Below are 19,076 nucleotides of genomic sequence, written 5' to 3'. Positions count from 1 at the left end.
GCTTCATGGTGCCCCCACGTAGCGCCGAGTCTGCGTCTCCCGGCATTCGAGCGTGCTGACGACCGGTTCCCAGCCGTCCATGCGGTAATAATTGAGTGCGTCGCGCCACGTCAGTTCCCGGTGCGTCCCTTTGCGTAGGTTGTAGACGTCGAGCTTGCTTGCGAGGGACAGTTGCAGGTCGCCCCGCTTGAGGACGATCCGCCCGCCGTACTGCTCCAGGTAATCCGTCAACTGTTTGAATTGCTTGACCTTCGTCATCTTCATAGACCCGAACCTCCTTGGTATTCGAATATGAGTGCATAGATTGTCGCGTAGGGTAAGTCCTCTTCGTAGATCGCGAGTAACTGCCACCCGGACCCTTCGTACGAGGCGATGACCTTGTCCCGTCGCGTCTCACCTCTGGCCCGTTTGCTGACCCGTGTGCCGATCGGTGGCGTCAGCTTCGAACGAGGATTGGGTTTGCGTCGCATGCGTGGAGACGACGTAGCCGCAAGTTCTCGTTGCGCAGTTGCAAATTCTCGATGAGCAGCTCCTCGTACGTCTTGAGCTTTTTTGGCATCGTCGGCGCCTCCAGTAATGGATCAGGCGTGCCGGCTCCCTCGTACTGGATGTTCTTCGCGCCGGCTTGTTCGAGCAGTTCGTACACACCTGCCTCCGTCATGCCGAGTGCTTTGGCGATGTAGGCGAGTGGGCGTTTGTCCATGTAGAGCGTCAGTGCCGTGCGGCGACGGCGTTTCAGTTCCCGTGGCGATGGATTCATAGGACTTCCTCGATGACGAACCGGACTTCGGTGCGCTTAATGAACTTCTTGCCCTCTTGGACGACGTCAAACTTCGTCTTGACCTTGGCGTGCTCAATCTGATTGGCGACGAAATGGACCCACTTGTCGTTGCGGACGTCCCGTTCTTCCGTCTCCTGCTTCACTTCTGCGATGGCTTCTGTCATGTCTGCTTCCTCCTTTGCGAGATGGGCGATCGTGTAGTTCTCCGAGAATCCGTCACTTTCCGTCGTGACGGCGACTTCTTGGGCGGCGAGTGACGACTCCGCCTTGGCTTCATGCAGGTCAGTCACCTTCTTTTGGCTGTTCGCTTTCCGATTTTCTGTCGCCATTACTTCAAGGTTTTTATGTTTTTTTAGACGACTGAGTAACGTCGGATATTTGACACCGAGTTCTTTTGCAATTTTCGGAGTCGTCAACCCTTGTTCAAGCAATGCTTGGACTCGCTCTAAATCAATCTCGACACATTGTTTGACGGTTCGTCCGTCCACGACATTCGGGGTTTCGACAACCCGTTCCACTTTCAATCCCTTAACTAAATGTTTCACCTGCTGGACCTCAATCCCGTGGAGCGTGGCGATCTGTTCGACCGTCATGCCCCGCTTGAATTGTTTGGTGATGATCTCACTCGTCATCGGTGTTCCTCCTTTTTCCGCTCGCCCCATCGTTCCCGGTTGCGTGCAATGCGTTGTCTTAAAGCGACGTTCGTCCGTTCGTTGGCTGCCGGGTCGTGTTTCAACCGTTCGTGCAAGCCTTGTATCTTCTGCGTGTCATCATCCCAAGTAAGAAACTGCCGGGCTTTTAACTCGTCGATGAGGGCAATCAAGGCGTCCGCTTGTTGCAAGAGCGTCATGTCGTTCTGACGCTTGGCTCGCCCTCGTTCCAGTAAGGCTTCCGTATACAGTTCCTTGACCGTCATGTGTACACCGGTTCTTCGATTGACAGCATCTTTCCAAATTCTTTTTGGAACAGGAGTTTGACCGTTCCCGTCGCACCCTCACGTTGTTTGGTGACGATGACCTCGACCGTGTCCCGGTCAACCGACTCCGGATTGTAGTATTCGTCCCGGTACAGCATCATGACGACGTCTGCGTCCTGCTCCACGGCTCCCGAATCCCGTAGGTCACTCATCATCGGGCGCTTGTCTTGCCGCTGTTCTACGCCCCGTGAAAGCTGAGACAGGAGGATGATGGTCACATCGAGTTGCTGTGCCATGACTTTGAGGTCCCGCGAAATCTCGGACACCCGTTGGTTCTGGTTGTCGGTCGGGTTCGTGCTGGCGATCAGTTGCAAGTAATCGATCATGACGATGTGTTTAGTCGTGTTGTAATCCCGTTCGAAACGTTTGCGGTCTTGGATGATGGCTTGTCGAATCATGCGCGTCGTCATCCCCGTCGCTTTATGGATGTTGATTGGCATGTCGGCGGCTGAACCGGCGTGTGCGGCGAACGTTTCCCAGTGCTCCGGACTCATGCGAGAGCCGTTCGAGAGGTTCTTCGTCTTAATGTTGGCGATTGACGCGAACAACCGGCGCCCGACTTGGAGTGTGCCCATCTCGTAGTTGAAGAGTGAGACGCCAACACCGCCGATGCTGATGTTCTTGCCGACGTTGAGGACGAACGCTGTCTTCCCCATCGCAGGGCGTGCCCCGACGACGATCAGTTCGCCTCCCTTGAATCCGTCGAGCATGTAATCCAGTTCACTGAACCCGGAACGAATCCCGGTAATCAAATCCTTCTCGGTGCTGAGGTCGCGGAACATGTCCGTCATGATTTCTTTCATCGTCTGCGATTCCCCGACTTGCTTGCCCAGTTCGAGCGCCGTCAGTTGGTGCAGCAGTTCATCGATCGTGAGGTTGTCTTCTGCGAATTCGAGCGCGAGACGTTTCGCTTCCCGTGATTTCGAGGACTCCCGGACCTTGTCGACGTAAAAGTTAAAGTTGCCGGTCGTGATGACGGCGTCCATCGCATCGACGAGGTAATCAAAGCCGATCGTGTCGATGGAGTCTTCCAGTGCCATGACGAGCGACGGTAGCTCAATCGGTTCCTGCTCGTTTTCCATTTGGCGGAGCGCCGTGAAAATGATTTGATTCTTCGGGTTTTGGAAATCTGATACGTCCAGCACACAGGTGGCGAGGAGATCCGCGTCTTGCAAGATACTCCCGATCACCATCGCTTCGGCTTCAAACGTTTGGTTGGTTTTCAAAAAGGATACGTTCGATGTCTCGTTTGACACGGTCAACCTCCTCCTTCTGTTCTGGCGTCAAGCGGTCTGCGGTTTTGCTTTCGTAGCGAATCATGTTGAGGTGAGCGAGCGTCTTCTCCCGGTCGTGTTCGGGGCGGTACGCCGCTTTCTTGATGTAGAGGTCTGCGGGTGTCGGTGGGAAGTGGTTCCCCGCCTTGACGTAGGCGAGGAGCTTGTCTTCCACTTGTGGTTCGTCACAGTCGTCCATGACCTTGTGCCAGGCGATGACCGTGTCTTTCGATTTTTCGATGCGGGCGTTCGGGTAATAGGTCACAATCGCGTTGAGCAAGATTGCCGTTTCTTCAAACGTCATCGGTTATCCTCCGTTCACGAAGGAAAGGAAATTGTTCGTCTCCTGCGGCTTCACCTGTTTTTTCGCTTGATAGGCAGCGAGGGAGGTGATGCCTTCCGTTTCCCAGTTGCTGAGTACTTTCTTGACGTAGTTGAGTTTGCGGACATTGTTCTCGATGCCGACCTTGATGGCTTGTTCGATCAATGCCGGTTCGTAATCTTTGGCGAGGTACTGGAGTTCTTCGATGACGTAAGTCGTGACGAGTCCGTATCCGTTTTGTTCCATGAATTTAATCAACGACGATACCATTTCTTGTTCTTCTTCTACTTCTTTTTCTTCTTCTTTCTTCTTCTTCTTGGGGTACGATTCGTCTAACGATTCGTGGCACGATTCGTCAAGATTGGCTTCACTGTGCGGTTTCACCCGATTGTAGTAAGTTTCGAACGCTTGACGGACACCCTCGACCGGAATGTAACGGGCCGCTTTCGGGATGAACTCAATTGTCTTCACTTCCGCCAATTCCTTCGTGACTAAATCGATGACCGGCTTGCCACCTTTTTTGTAACTGTTCTTGCCCCACTTGATGATCAACAGCTCGCGATTGGCTTCGTTGTACTCAATCATTTTGTGCTGCTCGATGAACCGTCGGAGCAAGGAGTTAATCGTCTCGGGGCTGTATCCGAGTTCGTATGCCATTTGTTTGCGAGTGATGCGATAGATACCGATCTGTGTCGTCGCCGGGTTGGTGAGGAGATACAGGAAGAACATCTTGTCTTCCGGTGTAAACTCCTCCACCACGACCGGGTCACGCCAAAAGTCGGTGTGAACCATGCGGAATGTGCTCATTGCTTGTCATCCTTTCGAGTCAAAATGGGAGATCCGAGTCGCTGAGGTCAATCGAACCACCGCCTGCGAACGGGTCTGAACCGAAGCTGTTTGACGATGCCGGTTTGCTTTGATTGCTCGCCGCTGGCTTGCTGTCGTCGAATGGCGGGAGGTCGCAATTCTGAACGACGATAACGACTTGTGAACGTTTTTGACCATCCTTCTCCCATGTCTCTTGCAGTAGGTTTCCAGTGATGGCGATATTCTTGCCAGTACGGTCACTGTGGAAACGAAGGAATAACTCTGCTGTCTTGCCGAACATTTTGAACTCGTAGAAGCTGTTTTCGTATTTGTCCGTTTGTTTGTTTTTCATGTTGTTCTGTACACGGATCGAACCTTTCACCCATGTGCCTTTGTCCTCAAATCGTTGAAGGACTCCTGTAAGTGCGACTGTATTCATGTTTATCTCCTTCCGAGCGCCCTTAGCGGACGCTCTTTTCGTAGTCTTGGTGTTGCAGGGCGTTCTCGCGTTCTTCTTCGAGGCAGACGTCACAGACAAGCTGTCCGAACACGTCGCGGTCACCGCCGAAGGGAATCATCTGTTGGCAGCGGGAGCACTCTTCAAGCTGTTCGTATTCGTCCATCATCTTCATGCCGATTCCTCCTTGTTCGCCTCAGCCGCTTCCTTCTTCGCTCCGTCAATCCACTTCACAAGTGCTTCTTTAATCTCAACGGCTCGTGCTTGTTCAATCACCTGTTCACCGTCCCATTTGACCGTAGATAGTACCTTTTCACGTCCGACGGATCGTAGGGCGGCGAAGGTGTCTGCCAGCTTGATAAGTGAGTCCAGTTCGGTTTTCGTTGCCATCTTCGGTGGAGCCGCTTTCGAGTTCCGTTCATCGACTTTGCTGTCTGCTTCCGGGTCGTCACCAGTCGAGATCAGGAAGACTTTCATCAGCGCGTATTTTGTAGCCCCTGTCATCGCTTTGTAGTACGCCTTATCTCCTGCATCCTGCCCTTCTCCGACGGTCTTAAATGCCATTGATTCGCCCGATTCTCCATCGACGAACGTGAATTCCATTTCGATTGTGCTGATATATTCCGTCGAGCCGGAACGGTTCTTGTGTTCGCGGCTTTCGTGAGAGATAACCGACGGGAACAGCATCACGCTCCGTTTTGCTAGTTCTTCACGTACGAGATCCGATACATCACTTTCCGTCGCGTAATGATATTTGTGAAACTTGTTGAAGCCGTTCTTCGGTACACGTTTCACTTCGCTCATGACCTCTGCCAACTTCTTGACGAGGGAGCGGGTTACGGGTTCACTCATGTCCGTTCCTCCTTATTTGATTTGTATGTTTGTCTTCGTCACCAGCCGGGCGCCGTCGATGGCTTCCCCTGCTTTGAGAGCTTTCTTGATGGCATCCTTGTTCGGCTCTTGCACCGTCTTCGTGCGCAGGAGTCCGATTGGGAGCGCTTCGAAGTCCGTGATCTCGACGCTGTCACTCTTGCGGTAGGACACCGTGTACAGTGGCGTCTCGAGCTTGTTGATGCCTGCGACCTGCAAGGACTCGTCGACGTACGTTTTCAGGCGTTCCGCTTTTGTCTCGTACACTTTGCGTCGTGCCGCGAGGCGCTGTTCCTCTGCCTTTAAAGCCGCCGCGTCGTTCAAGAACTTCTGCCGGAAGTGGAGCACGCTTTCCGTTTTAGCTTCGAGCGCTTCGTCGAGTGCGTCGAGGGTGTCAGCGATGACGTCCGCGCCTTCCATGTCTTCGAGGTCGTAGCCAGTGAGCGTGTCGAGCAATGCCTGCTTCTGCGCGGATAGGTGGTATAGGGTTGTCATGTGAGTTCCTCCTTCGGGATGTCTTCGATTGGGATGCAGCGGTCGAGTTCGTTTGGATAAGCTGATGCATGCAAATTACCATCAGGCTTTTCAAGTTTGTTAAAGGTTTCGTAAGCGGTCATAAACTCTGTTGAAAAACCTACACGATGCCAAACGTTACCTACTTTAAACGCCCCGACCCATTCGTTCGGTCGTGCTAACATCTCGGCGCGGACGTCGAACGGCTTTTTGACGAACCACGCTTCGTTTAAGATTTCTTCAATCGTTAATCCAGAATCCAACGCTTCAAGCCCACTGACTCGATCAAATCGTTTCAAATCCATCGTCGTTTCCTCCTTAGCGTCCGAGATCCCGGAGGATTTCCATCGCTTGATTGGTATAGTCTTGCAGTTCGGCACGTTGCTCATCGTTCAATCTGAATCGGTCGTGTGCGTCGGTGATGAGTTCAATCAGTTCAATCAATTTCGGCTGCGCCTCTGCGACTTCCGTTGCCCGTTCTGCGAGCGTTTGGAGTGTCATAGTGAATCCTCCTTCGGCAAATCCTTGTCATCCAACAAGCCGACGTTATATGCTTCTTTCGCTAAGATGTGGTCCACCAGTTGACCACCGACTGTATTGGCGTAAGGTGAAATCTTCCCTTGGTAGTAACCTGTCTCAAGCTCGCGTTCAGTGAATGGGTGATTCCATTTCAAAACCGATTCATTACGATTTATCAACTTCTTCTTGGCATGTTCGAAATAGATTCTTTTACCAGGTAGATAAATCGTTTCTCCTTCTCTATCTTTGTAATGCCAATCCCAAAGCTCAGGTCCAATTTCACTAGCGCCACATGAGTAGCAATGATAGGGACCGCATTGGACATAGCCGACGCCAACGTCTACAAAGTCAGCTTCCATTTTCGTGTCACAGTACGGGCAAGCGTGTAATGAGTCGCTCATAACGCCACCACCTTTGCGTCGATTGATTCTTCTGCGCCGAGGAACAGGTTGTTCTGCTCGTCGAGCGCGTTCTCGATCGTGTACAGTTCCTTATGCAGCTTCTTAAGGAAGTCGTGCACCGGGTGATTCGCGTCGAGTTGGTATGCCGCGTTGGCGAGATGTTGATAAGACGCTGTGAGCGCCGAATGGATTGCATCGATCTTGACCGGACCCTTGCTGACCAGTGCCATGATTTCAGGCGTCGTCTGGACGATGGCGGGTAATTGGCGGTTGATGGTGTGTGTCGTGACCATATCGTTTCCTCCTCGTGCGGAGCGTGGTATACTCATAGTGTCGAGCTATGAATGCACCCTGCCTCCGGTATGGGTGTTTTTTATTTGCCGTAAATCCTTTTAACCTCTTGCCAGTTGCCGATGAGGACGAGGACTGCGATGATGCTGCCGATGATTAAAACCACGGTTCGTCGTACCTTTTTTCGGAGTAGACGGTAGCCGCGAAGACAAGGAACAGAAACATTTCGCCGATGGTTGTGAAAATCCAGAAGGAGATAGGCATCATCCGACGTCCTCGATCGTGAGCTGTTGGTTCGCGTGTTTGATCATCAGGCGTAATTCTGTGTCCGGCGCCCATTCCGTGATGAACTCAAGTGCATCGTCGAGTTTCCGCTTCGCGAGGTCGCCGTATCGGGCCATCTTGAAATGCCGCTTGAACTCACTCCAAAACTGCGCGTAGGCTTTCGACCGGATTGATTTGTCCTGGTAAGCGTTGGAGTCACGGCCGCCGAGTGCTTTGATGACTTGCGTGCTGCCGGCTTTTTTAATCTGATATTCTTCCGTCGTGTTGATCCGCATCGAACTCTTGAGGTAACTGACGTCTTCGCTTAATTCATTCAGCTGCTGTTCCTGCTCCGCTTGTTGCATCGCGATCCGTGCTGTCAGTTGCGTTTGTGTGAGCGCCGGTGGTTCGTCTTGTTCCATTTGATGGAATCGATTGACGTAAGTTGCGGTGAACAAAATCCCTTTATCCCCCGTCATCTTGTTGGCGATCATGTCGCAGCCACGACGAGTGACGAGATAATGCTTGTAATTTTTACCTGTCCCCGCTTGATATTCCGATTCAATGAAGAATTCATCAGAACGCAAATCTGCGTTTTGATCCATGACCTCTGTGTATCGTTCAACATCCCGAATAAGATCCGCATGACGCTTGCCTGTCATTTCTGCAATTTCACGACTGTCGATAGTTTGGATTGATTGTTTGCGCTTGGTGTCGATGCCAGCGAGCATTTGAAAAGTCGATGTGACCATTTGTGTTGCCTCCTTATTTTTGTTTGCTGATCAACCACGCATCGAGATCGTCGCGGTGATAGCGGACACTGCGGTTGTAACTGGACGCTTTGAGTTCGCCGTCCTTTCGCGCATTGTAGAGTACGAACTGGGAAAAACCCGTGTACGTTTGCGCTTCCTTCTCCGTCAGCCACGTCTTCGGCGACTGTATTGCTAGTGCTTCGGCAATTCGCTCGTCGATGAGTGTCGTGAGCTGTTCCGGGGTAAAGGACAACATGACAACTTGTTGCATTACTCGTACCTCCAATCCTGTAAATCGGGTATAATGGTTGATAACTACCTGTAAATCGGGTACTTTTCAGCAAAAAAAAGCTCGTCTGCTGAAGTCCCTAATATTTCTGCGATTGCCAATGCCAATCCGATCTGCACCCCTCGCTTACCACGCTCAATATCACTGTATGTTTGAGGACGTTTGAATCCCAAGCATTTAGCCATGTGAATTTGAGTGATACCGAGTGAAAGGCGTTTCATCCGAAGTGCCTGACGTACTTCTTCCGGCATGTTTGCCACCTCTTTTCTTTGTTGTGTCTGTCTTACACTTATTACTATATACCTGTAAAACGGGTAAGTCAACCCGTAATTTAGGATTATTTTACTTTGTTTTGCGTTAGTATTCGTTTTTCGGGTACAATTGACAGCGGAAGTAGTCATATCGCGCATATTTTGTAGTACATTCATCTATGAGGTTCGAGACAGGTTTTATATAGAAGGAGACGGTATGATGGAGACTATTGTAAAGGGTGTGCAATTCATGACGGAGGAACAGCGGCTTCAGAAAATGGCGAGCCGAATAAAGAATCTTCGCTCTAAAAAAGGAATCACTCAAATTGAGATGGCGAAGCGTTTGAAAAAATCACAATCAGCGTACGCTGCATGGGAAGCTGGCGAACGATTTCCGCCGACCGACACAATGCCGGAGCTTGTCGAGAAATTAGATACAACCTACGACTATCTGTATGGTATATCCGACGATCCGCATCCAAAAAACGAAAAAGAACTCATCTTGAAGGCGGAAGAGAAAACGTTATTGAAATTATTGGGCATTCCAGAGTCGGAAGCTGAAGTGTTAGGACGCGAACGAATCAATACACTGGTGAACTTTTATAGATTCCAGCTAACCGAGGCATTAAATGAATATAATAAACGGGCGGATCGTAAAGAAAAGGACGAAAAGTGATTTCTCACTTATCGCCCTTTTTTTCATGTTCTATTGCTTCTATCATCATTTCGTTTAAAGTGTATTCATGTTTATCAAGTTTCCCGGTTACGGGATTGAGCATGCGCTTCACTCTTGGCGCATTCAAGACAGATTCAATTGACGGATAAGATTCGACTACCATTTCCACTGCTAACACCAAACCGCCTCTTTCCTAAAAAATATACGAACGCTTGTTTTTATGATACTTTTCTCATAATAAATAATTTTGGAAAATAATACAATAGACCTATCACTATTTTTACATTGCTTTGGTTAGTTTCGTTCGACAAAATACGTCCGACCTTGTCGAATACTTTTCCATATTTGTTAAAAAAGATGAAACTTTTTCGTTTTTACTTTGGTAATATATGTATAGATACGAAAAGGAGGCAACATTATGAAACGCATGATCGCGGGGGCATCCCTATCGGCAGCACTTTTACTCGCTGGTTGCGGCGAAGAGAGTGCGACGGAACCGAAGACGGAAGCCAAAGCAGAAGATAAGACAGAAGCGGCAGCACCGGAGAAGACGGAAGCTGTTAAGGAAGAGTCGAACGTCGAGAAGACCGAGGCGGGCGAAAAGACGACATACTTTACGAATAAAGCGGTCGGTGAGAAGACGACGCTCGGTCCTATCAACTTCTCGGTCAATAAGATTCAAACCTCGCGCCTCAAGGTCGCGAACGCATACAAAGAGGCATTCGGTGACAAGGACGAGGTCACGCTCGTAATCGTCGACGTAACGGCGGAAAACACGAGTGACGATACCATCAACTTCCATCCGAACCAGGCGACGATCACGACGAATACAGGCGAACAAGTCGATGCGGAAATCTTCTTGTCGGATCAAGTCGGTGGCGAGTTCATCGGTAAAGTGAAGAAAGAAGGAAACATCTTCTTCGTCGCCCAGTCGGACCCGAAAGAGATCACGAGCATCAAGTACATCGTCGATGGACCGTCAGATGCGAACTTCGAAAATCTAGCTGAACGCTATACTGTCGAGATTCCGACGAAATAACGTAGTACACTAAAGGCACTCAGGTGCCTTTTTCTTTCGGACGAGACTAGAACGTATGTACGACAAAGGAGGAACATCATGCACTACAGTATTAAACGACTCGACAACGGGAAGTATTGGACCCGCCTGTCCCTGACCGACCGGGACGGCAACCGGCATCAACCTTCCGCGACACGGGACACGCAACGGGAACTCAAACGCTGGGCGACGGACATGATCCGGAAGAACGAGGATGGGTTGCTCGGCAAGAAGACTGGCAAGACGGTACGTGAGGTCGCGGACGAGTACCTGCACGTCCAGGATGGTATCTTGAAGGAACGGACGATTGACAACCGCCACTACGCGTTTGAACGATTCAGCGCCGTATTCGGCAAACGCGGTTTCGACACGTTGACACGGCGAGAACTCACGGCATGGGCAGACCGCATCGCACGGGAACGTGGACTGAAGACGAGCAGCCGTAATGCCCTGTCCCGTCACATCAATGCTTTGCTCACTTACGCCTACGAAAATGGCTACATCCTCGACAAAGAGGCCCGCATCCAAATCAGACGCGAGCACACGGAACGGGAAAAGACCTTATGGACCGTCGAACACATCCAGCAGTTCGAGGCAGCCTACAAGGACCATCCTGTCGCGAAGTTGTATATCATTGTAGCGCATACCGGACTGCGGAGCAACGAGGCCCGATCGCTCGGCTGGGAGCATATCGATTTTAAGAACGGACTGATCCGTGTCGAACGCCAAGCCCGCCAATCGATGAAGGCAGGACGCAAGACATGGACGACGCTCAAGTCCGGGCATTCCCGTATCATCCCGATGAGCAATCACCTGCGCAAGATTTTAGAACGGTGGCGGTTCGAACAACGGACGTGGCTGCACGAGACGGGCGCCGATAACCTGCAAGACCTCGTCTTTACACGCGAGGACGGGCAGTACATCTATGACCACTTCGCGATGAGACCGTTCCAAGACCTTTCGGAACAAGCCGGACTCCCCGTCATCACCCTGCACACGTTACGGCACACGTATGCGACGTTGCTCATCCAACAAGGCTTGCCCCTTCCTGGCATCCAAGCGATGCTCGGGCACTCGAGTCTTGCGACGACGGTCAAGCATTATATCCATGTGACCGACGAGATGAAGGACCGGGCACGCATCATCCTCGACGACCTCTATTCGGACAAAAACGCCTGATTTTTCAATGAAATGTGCAGATTCAGTGCAGGTGTAGATTTAAAATGATACGAAACGTCTAGAAAACGTTTGTATGTAAGGACTTTCGGATGGACAGGAAATCAGACTTCTTTTCTTTCGCATAATAGAGGTTGACCTCGGAACGAATGACACGGATGTTCGCTTCACAACTAACACCTTTCGCTTGATCTTTCCCGCTCGTCATCGTCGGAATTAATACGAGCAGCAGTAGCGAAATAATTAATAAGACAGCAGCCATTTCAAGTAAAGTGAATCCACGTTCGTTTTTCAAGAATCGTCTCATAATCAAAACTCCTTCTTTCTTCAAAATGGAAGTTGTTGAATCGCCAGTTGGATCGGGTAGTACAAAATAAAAAATAAGCTGCCTGTCATGATCGTCAAGCCTCCATACAAGACCGGTTCAATCAACAGCAGTTTTTTCTCTAACTCTTCTTCAATCGATTCATGCAACAAACTGGCTTGTGCTAGCAATAATGGACCTAGGTCACCACTTTCTCGAGCAAGGTGAACGAGCCCAACGGTTTCAACATCAATGATTTGTTCTTGTAAGATGGCTTCAGATAACGAGGTGCCCGCTTGTTGATGTTGGTGAAGCATCGCGTACATTTGTTGTTTCTTTCCCGTCTGTCCCTGTTCAAGCGAGCGGAAAGCCTCTTCTAACGAGAAACCTGCGTCAATAAAGGAACCAATCTCAATCGTAAACAAGTAACTGTAATACAACTGAAGGAGTTTCTGAATGATTTTAAACTGTAATAGCCGTTTGACCGGAATCAGACGAAAGGTGAGAAGGAGGATTGAAAGTAACAGAATCGGAGTCGCTGCAAGGACGTACTTGGCTGAAGGGTGTAAAATTAAGACTAAAAAGCGCGGAAGACTTTCTGGACTCGACATCTCGAGTAGGGAAGGAAACACGTAGAGGGCATAAAACATGAAAAGTAACATCAAGCTTGAGGCGAGGACAAGTGGATACCGCGCCATTTTCCAAAATTTCTTTTTCATTTGATTTTCTAACTCCAGCAAGCGAATGACCTGTTGTAAAATCATCAAGGGGCGTTCCGTTTGATCACCCACCTGAAGCAGACGCTGGAGCGAAGGGGACAAGGCGAGTGGTTCTAATGCGATGGATAACGGATTTCCGCTCTCTAACCGACGTTTGATTTCTTCAATGACCGGCAGAAGGATCGGCTCTTCGAATCGTTGTAAGATTTCTAACGTTTCTTTCGTCGAAATGCCTTTTGACAATAGTCGATGAAATCGGTTTAAAAAGCGACATTTGCTGTTCGTGTTAAGTTTTCTACTGTACAGTGGACATACCCCTCCTCCCGGTAAAGATGAATGATTTTTTTACAGACCGCTAACTCCTCCCCTGAAATCCCTAGCGATTTTAAGCGTAACAACACTTCATTGACTGTTCCGGCATGTAAAGTAAATACGACGACGTGCCCACTAAGAGCAGCATTGATCGAGAGTCGTGCCGCTTCAGCAGTTCGAACTTCCCCAAAAGCAATCCAGTCCGGGTCTGCCCGAAGAATTTCCTCAAAACAACGTGTCGCGTCAAAACCGGCCTTTTCATTTAACTCAAGCTGTAAGACACCAGGCACCGTACATTCGACGGGGTCCTCGACAGAGATGATCCGCTTGCCTTCCATCGATGCCATCAAGGAATAGAGCATCGTCGTCTTACCTGCCCCCGTCGTCCCAGAAATGATGATACAACCGTGACTTTGTTGTTGAAGCCATTCTAAATCCTCAATCGGATTGAGAAGCGTCGATGCAATCTCACTCGAGACAACCGCCCGGTAGAAGCGCCATGACATCGCGTCCCCGTGACGACTTGGTAAAATCGAGACCCGCATCCCGCTTTGGTCAACCGGATAGACACCACTTTGCGGAATCCGTTCATTTTGTTCTTTCAAGTTGGATTCATAGCGAATATGACTAACGATTGAACTGTATTGACTAAAAGGGATTGCTTCTTGTTCCTTTAATCCGTCGGCCGTCCTACAAATGACACGCGCCATCTGTTCATCTGGAACAAAATGCACATCGGTGACACCACCTTTTGCAAATCGCTGAATCAATTGACTGACAAGTTCTCTCAACATGACACCTCCTTACTTAAAAAAGTACAAAAAAAAAGAAGCCCGAACAACTCGGCTTCTTTAAGATACTTGGGCGATTAAGCGTGCTTTGCGCTTCGCTAGTGTTTCAAGACCTGGTTTATCATACCCGATTACGAGTTGTTTGCCATCAGTAATGATTGGACGACGTAACAGTTTCGGATTATCACTCATCAATCGGAGTAGTTCGCTTAATTTCATATCCTCTACATCAATCCCAAGATCTTTGAAAGCTTGGCTGCGTGTTGCGAGTAAACTTTCGATGCCGTCTGTCGATAATTTCAACAATTCCATCAATTCGTCCACTGTCGGAGCATTTCTGAACAGATGGCGTTCTTCTACATCAACATGTTCCTCTTTTAACCATGATTTCGTTTTACGACAAGATGTACAGCTCGGATACGTGAAAAATATCAACTCATTTGCCATTGTTGCTCCTCCTCTCAAAATATGCGCTTCTCATTACAGAAACTATACCACGGTTTTTTTACTTTGTACACCTTTTGTACAACTATTGTACAACTTTTTATTAAACTTCATCTTTTGTTCACAGTTATTCCTTAACAAACACTAGAACATGATGGACGGATGATTGTTTGCTTGGTAAAATAAGTACGTATATTGACTATCTGTCGGATTTAGGGGGTTATATGAATGGGGAGAATGTACCGCGTACTCGGATTTTGGACTGGAATCATTGCAGTCATGGCATTTATCGGCGCACTCGGCGGCGACGCGAGCTCAAGTGAGCATACGGATTCATTTTTAGTTATGGGCTTTGTCTTCTTGGCACAAACTGTCTTCTTTGCAGCATTAGGCTATCTTCGCCTAACTGAAAAAACGTATGTCTACATCTTTGCAGCTTACTTAACAGTATTCTTTATCGTCTTCACGTATTGGTCCAACTTCCAGATGTAAAATAAAAAAACGCCTTCTCTTCAATCGAAGAGAAGGCGTTTTTTTACACGTAATCAAAAGAACGGGTTGTTCTTAACTTCTTGACGCAATGTTGTCGTCGGACCATGTCCAGGGTAAAACGTCGTGTCATGCGGCAACTCAGCGATGATTCGATCAATCGAGCGCATCAACGTGTCTTGGTCGCCACCATGTAAGTCCGTCCGCCCAACACTCTGCTTAAACAACAAATCGCCGGCAAAGGCAACCCGTTCATTTTTGAAGTAGAACGTAACGCTACCAGGCGAATGCCCAGGCGTCTCGAGAACATGCATGTTAAAACTACCGATTGAGAGTGGTCCAGGCTCTAACCGATGCTCAGCCGGTTTGACTTTGACCGGCGGCACACCAAACTTCGACGATCCATTTAAATCGGGATTCGCCAACCATTTTGCTTCTTTTTGATGAAGATAGACTGGAGCCGATGTGAATCGTCTCAACATGTCAACGCCACCGATGTGATCAAAATGAGCGTGTGTTAAGAGGATTGCTTCGACTTGCGCGTTCCGCTGCTCGATTTCGTCAAAGAAACGCATATCTTCCGTTCCCGGATCAATGACGAGACATTTCCCATCTCGAAAAAGAAGGTATCCGTTTTCCGAGGCGATACCTGAAGTAATACTTACGATTTCCATATGATCAGACTCCTTTTAAACATCATTCTTTTCTACTATACACGAAATTGTCGAAACTTCCCTCTTCCCCCTCTCGACTTTAGGCGGATAGTCAGCTAAACTAAAAAGTGAGATTTAAGTGAAATCTTCGTGAACTTCATAACGTGATTTTTAAGGGGGAGTACGTCATGCATTTGGATCAACCAATCGGTTGGCTTTTCTTCATCGTAGCACTCGTCGGTGTTTGGGCCGTCGTCCGTTCACTTAAGAAACGCCAAATGTTTCCACTCGTATTTGCTGGACTGACTGTTGTACTATTCGGCTGGTTCGGTATTGCGACGCTGATTTTCGGTGGAATCCCATCGTAATCGTTGGATAAACATTAAAAAGGTGAGCTTTCTCGTCGAGAAGGCTCACCTTTTTTTGTCGTCATAAGTCTTGCGAAACGGATCGTACGAACAAAAGAAAGCCGAAATCCCTTAAGACGTAGAGGGATTTCGGCTATTTTAGTGTTTATCACGACTTATTTAGACTTTTGTAAGAAACGTAGCAAGTCACCGTAAATGACTTTGTCCGACAGACCGAGTTCTTTTTCAGACTGTTTGACTGCCTCTTTACAGATGGCTCCATTTTCTTCATCCGTCACTTCTTCACCTGTTTTCCGGTCATAACACGTTTCTTGTGTATAAACGGTTTTATCGGTAATGATAGACCCATCACGGAACAAGGCGTAATCTTTATGTTCTTTTGAGAACAAGTCTGTTCCGAATAAGACTTCATCCTTAAAGTCTTTTCCTAATAGGTGGAGCAACGTTGGTTTCATGTCGATTTGACTCGCCACTTCTTCGTGCTTCACACCTTTAGTTTGTCCTGGTAAGTGAATGACGAACGGAACACGTTGCAACTGAGCGACGTCATATGCCGTCAACTCATCTTTTTCGAGGAGTTCCGCCATCGCCGCGTTATGGTTCGTCGAGATTCCGTAATGGTCACCATACAACATGAAGATTGTATCGTCCCATGTACCATCCTCTTTCAGACCATCGATGAACTTACCGAGTGCCATGTCTTGGTATGCGAGGGCTTGGACATAATGATTCAATGTCGTCGAGCTCGTCTCAAGCGGTGGGACAAGTTCATCTTCCGGTTTCGGCATTTCGAACGGATAGTGGTTCGTCAATGTGATGAACTTCGAATAAAACGGACGTGGAAGATCTTTCAACATTGGTAACGACTGTTCAAAGAACTTGTCGTCGAGTAAACCCCACTCCGTTAAATCATCCGGGTTACCGAGATCATAATCGGTCTCCGAGAAGAAACGATCGACACCAAAACTATTGTAGACGATGTCACGATTCCAGAATGATTTATTGTTCGCATGGAACACGGCAGAATAATAGCCGTCTTCTTTTAACATCTCTGGTGTTGCCCGGAATTCATTTTCCCCATTCGTAAAGAACGCAGAACCACGCCCAAGTGGATAGATTGAATTCTCTAAGATGAATTCAGCATCCGATGTCTTCCCTTGTCCCGTATTATGGTAGAAGTTATCCCATGAATGTGACTCTTTAATTAATTTGTTTAAGTTCGGTGTGATTTCTTGACCATTCGGCGCTTTCAGACCAACCGCAAATGATTGGGCCGATTCGAATGACATCACGATGACGTTTTTACCTTCGTACTTACCGAACATGACCGGGTTCGGCTCAGCATACTTCGACGCGACGAAGTTTTGAACTTCCGACAATTCAGAACTGTCCGCAAGAGCTTTTTGTGCTGATGTTTTTGATTGAATCAACGCGTCATACATATGGAAGTTAAACGTTCCGATATTTTTGACGAGTAGTTCGCGATCAAATGCCCGTGTCAATAGTTCCGGACGTTCCGTTTCAGCAAGTGCCAAGTTTCCAAGGAAGACAGCAGTTGCTGCGACGAACGCTAAAATCGCGCGTCCTCGTGACGCGACATTTTTAGACATGTCCATTTTCCGTAAGAAGAATGGAAGAATCAATAGATCGCCGACAATCAATAAGTCTGCCCATGTCAACAATGATGTAAGCGATGCTGAGACCGTCTCAGCATTTGATGTTTGGAACAAGACCGGTAACGTCAAGTAGTCATTGAAGAAGCGGAAGAAAATGATGTCCGCATAAAGAACGAGCGTCGCCAGGACGAGTATTCCGTAGATGAACCATTTTTGAACGTTACCACGGAAGAAGAAACTAAATCCAAACATGAAGAGCGCCGAACTGATTGGATTAATCAGTAAGATGAATGCTTGTGCTGAATTCGTAATCGGAACATCGAAAAACAGCGTGTATGCTACATACGTTTTTAACCAAATTAACAATGTCGCAATCCAAAAAAGTTTATGTTCTGTGTAGGTGCTTTTCACACCTTGGCCTACCTTTAGTCGCATGCGCGACCAAATGCCAGAGTCTTGCTGCATAAAAACCTGCCTCCTAATATACGTGTGTTCTTGACCTGGAACTTTTACACGTCAATCCATATTCTATTTATACCCGTATCACGTGAAAATTTTACGCTTACTTTTACAAAAATGCAACCTGAACAAAGCAGATACTTAACAATCACATACTTTCCTTACGTTTGTAAACAAAAAAAAGATTCGCAAAAGCGAACCTTTTTCTGAAATTTAATGAAATCATTTTTTCAAGAACATTTGTTTCGCAAGCCATGCACAACCGATGACACCTGCGTCATTCTCAAGTTCAGCAATTTTGAAAGTCGTCGACTCAAACACACGCGGTAACGCGAAGCGTTCAAATTGTTTTTTGAGCGGTACCATCAAAGCATCCCCTGCTTTTGAAACCCCACCACCGATAACGATCATTTCCGGATTGATGCTGTTCGCGAGATTCGAGATTGCTAATCCGAGATGGAACGTCACTTCCTCGACGACTTCCGTCGCAACCCGGTCGCCTTTCGTATAGGCATCGAAGACATCCTTCGCCGTCACGGCTTGAATATCGTTCAGAACCGTTTGCTGTCCTTTTCGTTTTTCGAGCCCGAGACGTGCCACACCTGTCGCAGAGGCGATCGTTTCAAGACATCCTTTTCGTCCACAACCGCACAGGACGCCGCCTTCTGCTAACATCGTGATATGCCCGATTTCTCCTGCCATCCCGACTGTCCCGTGAACGATTTGACCGTTCGTAATCAATCCACCACCGACGCCTGTCCCGAGTGTCACAGCAAGTAACTCCGTCGCTCCACTACCGGCACCTTTCCACATCTCACCAATTGCCGCTGCATTCGCATCATTTTCAATAACAGCCGGTAAACCCGTCAATCGTTCAAATTCACCAATCAACTCAAAGTTATTCCAACCGATGTTTACGGCACGTTCGACGACACCGGTATTAAAGTCGATGAAGCCTGGTGCACCGATTCCGGCACCAACGAAGTCTTCCGGACGTTTATTACTCTCTTTACATTTCTCAAAAAAAGATGTCGCGATGTCGCCTGGAATCTGTTCCCCATCATTCAGGATAACCGTCTCGATCTCCCATTTTTCAACGATGATGCCTTGTAAATCAAGAATTGCCATCTTGACTGTCGTTCCACCAATATCAATCCCGAGTAACCATTTCATCTGCATAGCTCCCTTATTCGTAAATGATTTCATCTCTATTAGTTTAGCTGAACGGCAATCTTGTGCAAAGGG

General features: G+C 48.3%; 32 protein-coding genes. 5 read left to right on the top strand and 27 right to left on the bottom strand.

The window, feature by feature from the left end; translation table 11 throughout:
* Positions 1 to 3 precede the first annotated feature (3 nt).
* The 19 genes from KNQ02_RS06260 to KNQ02_RS06170 all read right to left on the bottom strand — a co-directional run bounded on the left by KNQ02_RS06260 (position 4) and on the right by KNQ02_RS06170 (position 8,767).
* Positions 4 to 264: a hypothetical protein gene (locus KNQ02_RS06260; RefSeq protein WP_214807555.1), complete on the bottom strand. Its 261-nt coding sequence runs from the start codon at positions 262 to 264 to the stop codon at positions 4 to 6.
* Positions 261 to 470, bottom strand: coding sequence for a hypothetical protein (locus tag KNQ02_RS06255; protein ID WP_214807553.1), 210 nt, complete (start codon positions 468 to 470; stop codon positions 261 to 263). The genes KNQ02_RS06260 and KNQ02_RS06255 overlap by 4 nt, the downstream gene beginning before the upstream one ends.
* The gene (locus tag KNQ02_RS06250) at positions 437 to 760 is read right to left on the bottom strand and encodes a hypothetical protein (RefSeq protein WP_214807551.1); all 324 of its coding nucleotides are present in this window, start codon (positions 758 to 760) and stop codon (positions 437 to 439) included. Before KNQ02_RS06250 ends, KNQ02_RS06255 begins: the two co-directional genes overlap by 34 nt.
* Positions 757 to 1,413 (bottom strand): hypothetical protein, encoded by a 657-nt coding sequence (locus KNQ02_RS06245; RefSeq protein WP_214807549.1) that lies wholly within the window; start codon positions 1,411 to 1,413, stop codon positions 757 to 759. The genes KNQ02_RS06250 and KNQ02_RS06245 overlap by 4 nt, the downstream gene beginning before the upstream one ends.
* Positions 1,410 to 1,697, bottom strand: a complete 288-nt coding sequence (locus KNQ02_RS06240) for a hypothetical protein (protein ID WP_214807547.1) — start codon at positions 1,695 to 1,697, stop codon at positions 1,410 to 1,412. Before KNQ02_RS06240 ends, KNQ02_RS06245 begins: the two co-directional genes overlap by 4 nt.
* Positions 1,694 to 3,013, bottom strand: coding sequence for a replicative DNA helicase (locus KNQ02_RS06235; protein WP_214807545.1), 1,320 nt, complete (start codon positions 3,011 to 3,013; stop codon positions 1,694 to 1,696). Before KNQ02_RS06235 ends, KNQ02_RS06240 begins: the two co-directional genes overlap by 4 nt.
* Positions 2,961 to 3,335 (bottom strand): replicative helicase loader/inhibitor, encoded by a 375-nt coding sequence (locus KNQ02_RS06230; RefSeq protein ID WP_214807543.1) that lies wholly within the window; start codon positions 3,333 to 3,335, stop codon positions 2,961 to 2,963. Before KNQ02_RS06230 ends, KNQ02_RS06235 begins: the two co-directional genes overlap by 53 nt.
* A gap of 3 nt (positions 3,336 to 3,338) precedes the next feature.
* Entirely contained in the window at positions 3,339 to 4,160 is an 822-nt protein-coding gene (locus KNQ02_RS06225; protein ID WP_214807532.1) for a DnaD domain protein, read from the bottom strand.
* Between the two features lie 19 nt (positions 4,161 to 4,179).
* The gene (locus tag KNQ02_RS06220) at positions 4,180 to 4,599 is read right to left on the bottom strand and encodes a single-stranded DNA-binding protein (protein WP_214807529.1); all 420 of its coding nucleotides are present in this window, start codon (positions 4,597 to 4,599) and stop codon (positions 4,180 to 4,182) included.
* A gap of 22 nt (positions 4,600 to 4,621) precedes the next feature.
* Positions 4,622 to 4,786: a hypothetical protein gene (locus tag KNQ02_RS06215; RefSeq protein ID WP_214807527.1), complete on the bottom strand. Its 165-nt coding sequence runs from the start codon at positions 4,784 to 4,786 to the stop codon at positions 4,622 to 4,624.
* 2 nt (positions 4,787 to 4,788) lie between these two features.
* Positions 4,789 to 5,469 (bottom strand): ERF family protein, encoded by a 681-nt coding sequence (locus KNQ02_RS06210; RefSeq protein ID WP_214807525.1) that lies wholly within the window; start codon positions 5,467 to 5,469, stop codon positions 4,789 to 4,791.
* A gap of 12 nt (positions 5,470 to 5,481) precedes the next feature.
* Positions 5,482 to 5,982, bottom strand: coding sequence for a siphovirus Gp157 family protein (locus tag KNQ02_RS06205; protein ID WP_214807523.1), 501 nt, complete (start codon positions 5,980 to 5,982; stop codon positions 5,482 to 5,484).
* Complete coding sequence (locus KNQ02_RS06200) at positions 5,979 to 6,305, bottom strand: hypothetical protein (RefSeq protein ID WP_214807521.1); 327 nt, start codon at positions 6,303 to 6,305, stop codon at positions 5,979 to 5,981. Before KNQ02_RS06200 ends, KNQ02_RS06205 begins: the two co-directional genes overlap by 4 nt.
* Positions 6,306 to 6,318: 13 nt before the next feature.
* Entirely contained in the window at positions 6,319 to 6,501 is a 183-nt protein-coding gene (locus tag KNQ02_RS06195; protein ID WP_214807520.1) for a hypothetical protein, read from the bottom strand.
* Positions 6,498 to 6,920: a hypothetical protein gene (locus KNQ02_RS06190; RefSeq protein WP_214807518.1), complete on the bottom strand. Its 423-nt coding sequence runs from the start codon at positions 6,918 to 6,920 to the stop codon at positions 6,498 to 6,500. The genes KNQ02_RS06195 and KNQ02_RS06190 overlap by 4 nt, the downstream gene beginning before the upstream one ends.
* Positions 6,917 to 7,213: a hypothetical protein gene (locus KNQ02_RS06185; protein ID WP_214807516.1), complete on the bottom strand. Its 297-nt coding sequence runs from the start codon at positions 7,211 to 7,213 to the stop codon at positions 6,917 to 6,919. The genes KNQ02_RS06190 and KNQ02_RS06185 overlap by 4 nt, the downstream gene beginning before the upstream one ends.
* A 261-nt stretch (positions 7,214 to 7,474) precedes the next feature.
* Complete coding sequence (locus KNQ02_RS06180; protein ID WP_214807514.1) at positions 7,475 to 8,227, bottom strand: Rha family transcriptional regulator; 753 nt, start codon at positions 8,225 to 8,227, stop codon at positions 7,475 to 7,477.
* Positions 8,228 to 8,240: 13 nt separating this feature from the next.
* Positions 8,241 to 8,498: a helix-turn-helix domain-containing protein gene (locus KNQ02_RS06175; protein ID WP_214807512.1), complete on the bottom strand. Its 258-nt coding sequence runs from the start codon at positions 8,496 to 8,498 to the stop codon at positions 8,241 to 8,243.
* A 44-nt stretch (positions 8,499 to 8,542) separates the two neighbouring features.
* Positions 8,543 to 8,767, bottom strand: a complete 225-nt coding sequence (locus KNQ02_RS06170) for a helix-turn-helix transcriptional regulator (protein ID WP_214807509.1) — start codon at positions 8,765 to 8,767, stop codon at positions 8,543 to 8,545.
* A 220-nt stretch (positions 8,768 to 8,987) separates the two neighbouring features.
* On the opposite strand from KNQ02_RS06170, the gene KNQ02_RS06165 reads away from it, so the two are divergent.
* Positions 8,988 to 9,443 (top strand): helix-turn-helix domain-containing protein, encoded by a 456-nt coding sequence (locus tag KNQ02_RS06165; protein ID WP_214807506.1) that lies wholly within the window; start codon positions 8,988 to 8,990, stop codon positions 9,441 to 9,443.
* Positions 9,444 to 9,447: 4 nt separating this feature from the next.
* Here the strand turns inward: KNQ02_RS06165 and KNQ02_RS06160 are convergent, their stop codons facing one another.
* Positions 9,448 to 9,621, bottom strand: a complete 174-nt coding sequence (locus KNQ02_RS06160) for a hypothetical protein (protein WP_214807504.1) — start codon at positions 9,619 to 9,621, stop codon at positions 9,448 to 9,450.
* A 240-nt stretch (positions 9,622 to 9,861) separates the two neighbouring features.
* Between KNQ02_RS06160 and KNQ02_RS06155 the strand changes: the two genes are divergently transcribed.
* Positions 9,862 to 10,482, top strand: coding sequence for a DUF4352 domain-containing protein (locus KNQ02_RS06155; protein ID WP_214807502.1), 621 nt, complete (start codon positions 9,862 to 9,864; stop codon positions 10,480 to 10,482).
* A 78-nt stretch (positions 10,483 to 10,560) separates the two neighbouring features.
* Entirely contained in the window at positions 10,561 to 11,679 is a 1,119-nt protein-coding gene (locus KNQ02_RS06150; protein ID WP_214807500.1) for a tyrosine-type recombinase/integrase, read from the top strand.
* 58 nt (positions 11,680 to 11,737) lie between these two features.
* Here the strand turns inward: KNQ02_RS06150 and KNQ02_RS06145 are convergent, their stop codons facing one another.
* The 4 genes from KNQ02_RS06145 to KNQ02_RS06130 are packed head-to-tail and all read right to left on the bottom strand — an operon-like array spanning position 11,738 to position 14,249.
* Positions 11,738 to 11,983: a prepilin-type N-terminal cleavage/methylation domain-containing protein gene (locus KNQ02_RS06145; protein WP_251135036.1), complete on the bottom strand. Its 246-nt coding sequence runs from the start codon at positions 11,981 to 11,983 to the stop codon at positions 11,738 to 11,740.
* A gap of 20 nt (positions 11,984 to 12,003) precedes the next feature.
* A complete protein-coding gene (locus KNQ02_RS06140; RefSeq protein ID WP_251132126.1) occupies positions 12,004 to 12,942 on the bottom strand; it encodes a type II secretion system F family protein in 939 nt (312 codons plus the stop codon).
* Positions 12,943 to 12,959: 17 nt separating this feature from the next.
* Entirely contained in the window at positions 12,960 to 13,805 is an 846-nt protein-coding gene (locus KNQ02_RS06135) for an ATPase, T2SS/T4P/T4SS family (RefSeq protein WP_251132125.1), read from the bottom strand.
* A 57-nt stretch (positions 13,806 to 13,862) separates the two neighbouring features.
* The gene (locus tag KNQ02_RS06130) at positions 13,863 to 14,249 is read right to left on the bottom strand and encodes a Spx/MgsR family RNA polymerase-binding regulatory protein (protein ID WP_029332995.1); all 387 of its coding nucleotides are present in this window, start codon (positions 14,247 to 14,249) and stop codon (positions 13,863 to 13,865) included.
* 225 nt (positions 14,250 to 14,474) lie between these two features.
* On the opposite strand from KNQ02_RS06130, the gene KNQ02_RS06125 reads away from it, so the two are divergent.
* On the top strand, positions 14,475 to 14,738 hold the full coding sequence (locus KNQ02_RS06125; RefSeq protein ID WP_012369782.1) for a DUF2626 family protein: 264 nt from the start codon (positions 14,475 to 14,477) through the stop codon (positions 14,736 to 14,738).
* A 53-nt stretch (positions 14,739 to 14,791) separates the two neighbouring features.
* Here KNQ02_RS06125 and KNQ02_RS06120 read toward each other — a convergent pair whose 3' ends face one another.
* Complete coding sequence (locus tag KNQ02_RS06120; protein ID WP_088836596.1) at positions 14,792 to 15,409, bottom strand: MBL fold metallo-hydrolase; 618 nt, start codon at positions 15,407 to 15,409, stop codon at positions 14,792 to 14,794.
* A gap of 167 nt (positions 15,410 to 15,576) precedes the next feature.
* On the opposite strand from KNQ02_RS06120, the gene KNQ02_RS06115 reads away from it, so the two are divergent.
* Entirely contained in the window at positions 15,577 to 15,756 is a 180-nt protein-coding gene (locus tag KNQ02_RS06115) for a DUF2759 domain-containing protein (RefSeq protein ID WP_029332993.1), read from the top strand.
* Between the two features lie 155 nt (positions 15,757 to 15,911).
* Here the strand turns inward: KNQ02_RS06115 and KNQ02_RS06110 are convergent, their stop codons facing one another.
* Together KNQ02_RS06110 and KNQ02_RS06105 are read right to left on the bottom strand one after the other, a co-directional pair.
* Positions 15,912 to 17,837 (bottom strand): LTA synthase family protein, encoded by a 1,926-nt coding sequence (locus tag KNQ02_RS06110; RefSeq protein ID WP_034801229.1) that lies wholly within the window; start codon positions 17,835 to 17,837, stop codon positions 15,912 to 15,914.
* Between the two features lie 216 nt (positions 17,838 to 18,053).
* On the bottom strand, positions 18,054 to 19,010 hold the full coding sequence (locus tag KNQ02_RS06105) for an ROK family glucokinase (RefSeq protein WP_214800994.1): 957 nt from the start codon (positions 19,008 to 19,010) through the stop codon (positions 18,054 to 18,056).
* Positions 19,011 to 19,076: the final 66 nt, after the last annotated feature.

This window comes from Exiguobacterium sp. s102, from assembly GCF_018618635.1.
GTDB lineage: Bacteria > Bacillota > Bacilli > Exiguobacteriales > Exiguobacteriaceae > Exiguobacterium_A > Exiguobacterium_A oxidotolerans.
The sequence above is the reverse complement of the archived record's forward strand: the minus strand, read 5'-3'. Positions and strand labels throughout refer to the sequence as shown.

What these genes read in the sequence shown, in the direction of transcription:
- KNQ02_RS06260 (WP_214807555.1), bottom strand. Translation starts at nt 264, where the DNA reads ATGAAGATGACGAAGGTCAAGCAATTCAAACAGTTGACGGATTACCTG.
- KNQ02_RS06255 (WP_214807553.1), bottom strand. Translation starts at nt 470, where the DNA reads ATGCGACGCAAACCCAATCCTCGTTCGAAGCTGACGCCACCGATCGGC.
- KNQ02_RS06250 (WP_214807551.1), bottom strand. Translation starts at nt 760, where the DNA reads ATGAATCCATCGCCACGGGAACTGAAACGCCGTCGCCGCACGGCACTG.
- KNQ02_RS06245 (WP_214807549.1), bottom strand. Translation starts at nt 1,413, where the DNA reads ATGACGAGTGAGATCATCACCAAACAATTCAAGCGGGGCATGACGGTC.
- KNQ02_RS06240 (WP_214807547.1), bottom strand. Translation starts at nt 1,697, where the DNA reads ATGACGGTCAAGGAACTGTATACGGAAGCCTTACTGGAACGAGGGCGA.
- KNQ02_RS06230 (WP_214807543.1), bottom strand. Translation starts at nt 3,335, where the DNA reads ATGACGTTTGAAGAAACGGCAATCTTGCTCAACGCGATTGTGACCTAT.
- KNQ02_RS06225 (WP_214807532.1), bottom strand. Translation starts at nt 4,160, where the DNA reads ATGAGCACATTCCGCATGGTTCACACCGACTTTTGGCGTGACCCGGTC.
- KNQ02_RS06220 (WP_214807529.1), bottom strand. Translation starts at nt 4,599, where the DNA reads ATGAATACAGTCGCACTTACAGGAGTCCTTCAACGATTTGAGGACAAA.
- KNQ02_RS06215 (WP_214807527.1), bottom strand. Translation starts at nt 4,786, where the DNA reads ATGATGGACGAATACGAACAGCTTGAAGAGTGCTCCCGCTGCCAACAG.
- KNQ02_RS06210 (WP_214807525.1), bottom strand. Translation starts at nt 5,469, where the DNA reads ATGAGTGAACCCGTAACCCGCTCCCTCGTCAAGAAGTTGGCAGAGGTC.
- KNQ02_RS06205 (WP_214807523.1), bottom strand. Translation starts at nt 5,982, where the DNA reads ATGACAACCCTATACCACCTATCCGCGCAGAAGCAGGCATTGCTCGAC.
- KNQ02_RS06200 (WP_214807521.1), bottom strand. Translation starts at nt 6,305, where the DNA reads ATGGATTTGAAACGATTTGATCGAGTCAGTGGGCTTGAAGCGTTGGAT.
- KNQ02_RS06195 (WP_214807520.1), bottom strand. Translation starts at nt 6,501, where the DNA reads ATGACACTCCAAACGCTCGCAGAACGGGCAACGGAAGTCGCAGAGGCG.
- KNQ02_RS06190 (WP_214807518.1), bottom strand. Translation starts at nt 6,920, where the DNA reads ATGAGCGACTCATTACACGCTTGCCCGTACTGTGACACGAAAATGGAA.
- KNQ02_RS06185 (WP_214807516.1), bottom strand. Translation starts at nt 7,213, where the DNA reads ATGGTCACGACACACACCATCAACCGCCAATTACCCGCCATCGTCCAG.
- KNQ02_RS06180 (WP_214807514.1), bottom strand. Translation starts at nt 8,227, where the DNA reads ATGGTCACATCGACTTTTCAAATGCTCGCTGGCATCGACACCAAGCGC.
- KNQ02_RS06175 (WP_214807512.1), bottom strand. Translation starts at nt 8,498, where the DNA reads ATGCAACAAGTTGTCATGTTGTCCTTTACCCCGGAACAGCTCACGACA.
- KNQ02_RS06170 (WP_214807509.1), bottom strand. Translation starts at nt 8,767, where the DNA reads ATGCCGGAAGAAGTACGTCAGGCACTTCGGATGAAACGCCTTTCACTC.
- KNQ02_RS06165 (WP_214807506.1), top strand. Translation starts at nt 8,988, where the DNA reads ATGGAGACTATTGTAAAGGGTGTGCAATTCATGACGGAGGAACAGCGG.
- KNQ02_RS06155 (WP_214807502.1), top strand. Translation starts at nt 9,862, where the DNA reads ATGAAACGCATGATCGCGGGGGCATCCCTATCGGCAGCACTTTTACTC.
- KNQ02_RS06150 (WP_214807500.1), top strand. Translation starts at nt 10,561, where the DNA reads ATGCACTACAGTATTAAACGACTCGACAACGGGAAGTATTGGACCCGC.
- KNQ02_RS06145 (WP_251135036.1), bottom strand. Translation starts at nt 11,983, where the DNA reads ATGAGACGATTCTTGAAAAACGAACGTGGATTCACTTTACTTGAAATG.
- KNQ02_RS06135 (WP_251132125.1), bottom strand. Translation starts at nt 13,805, where the DNA reads ATGTTGAGAGAACTTGTCAGTCAATTGATTCAGCGATTTGCAAAAGGT.
- KNQ02_RS06130 (WP_029332995.1), bottom strand. Translation starts at nt 14,249, where the DNA reads ATGGCAAATGAGTTGATATTTTTCACGTATCCGAGCTGTACATCTTGT.
- KNQ02_RS06125 (WP_012369782.1), top strand. Translation starts at nt 14,475, where the DNA reads ATGGGGAGAATGTACCGCGTACTCGGATTTTGGACTGGAATCATTGCA.
- KNQ02_RS06120 (WP_088836596.1), bottom strand. Translation starts at nt 15,409, where the DNA reads ATGGAAATCGTAAGTATTACTTCAGGTATCGCCTCGGAAAACGGATAC.
- KNQ02_RS06115 (WP_029332993.1), top strand. Translation starts at nt 15,577, where the DNA reads ATGCATTTGGATCAACCAATCGGTTGGCTTTTCTTCATCGTAGCACTC.
- KNQ02_RS06110 (WP_034801229.1), bottom strand. Translation starts at nt 17,837, where the DNA reads ATGCAGCAAGACTCTGGCATTTGGTCGCGCATGCGACTAAAGGTAGGC.
- KNQ02_RS06105 (WP_214800994.1), bottom strand. Translation starts at nt 19,010, where the DNA reads ATGCAGATGAAATGGTTACTCGGGATTGATATTGGTGGAACGACAGTC.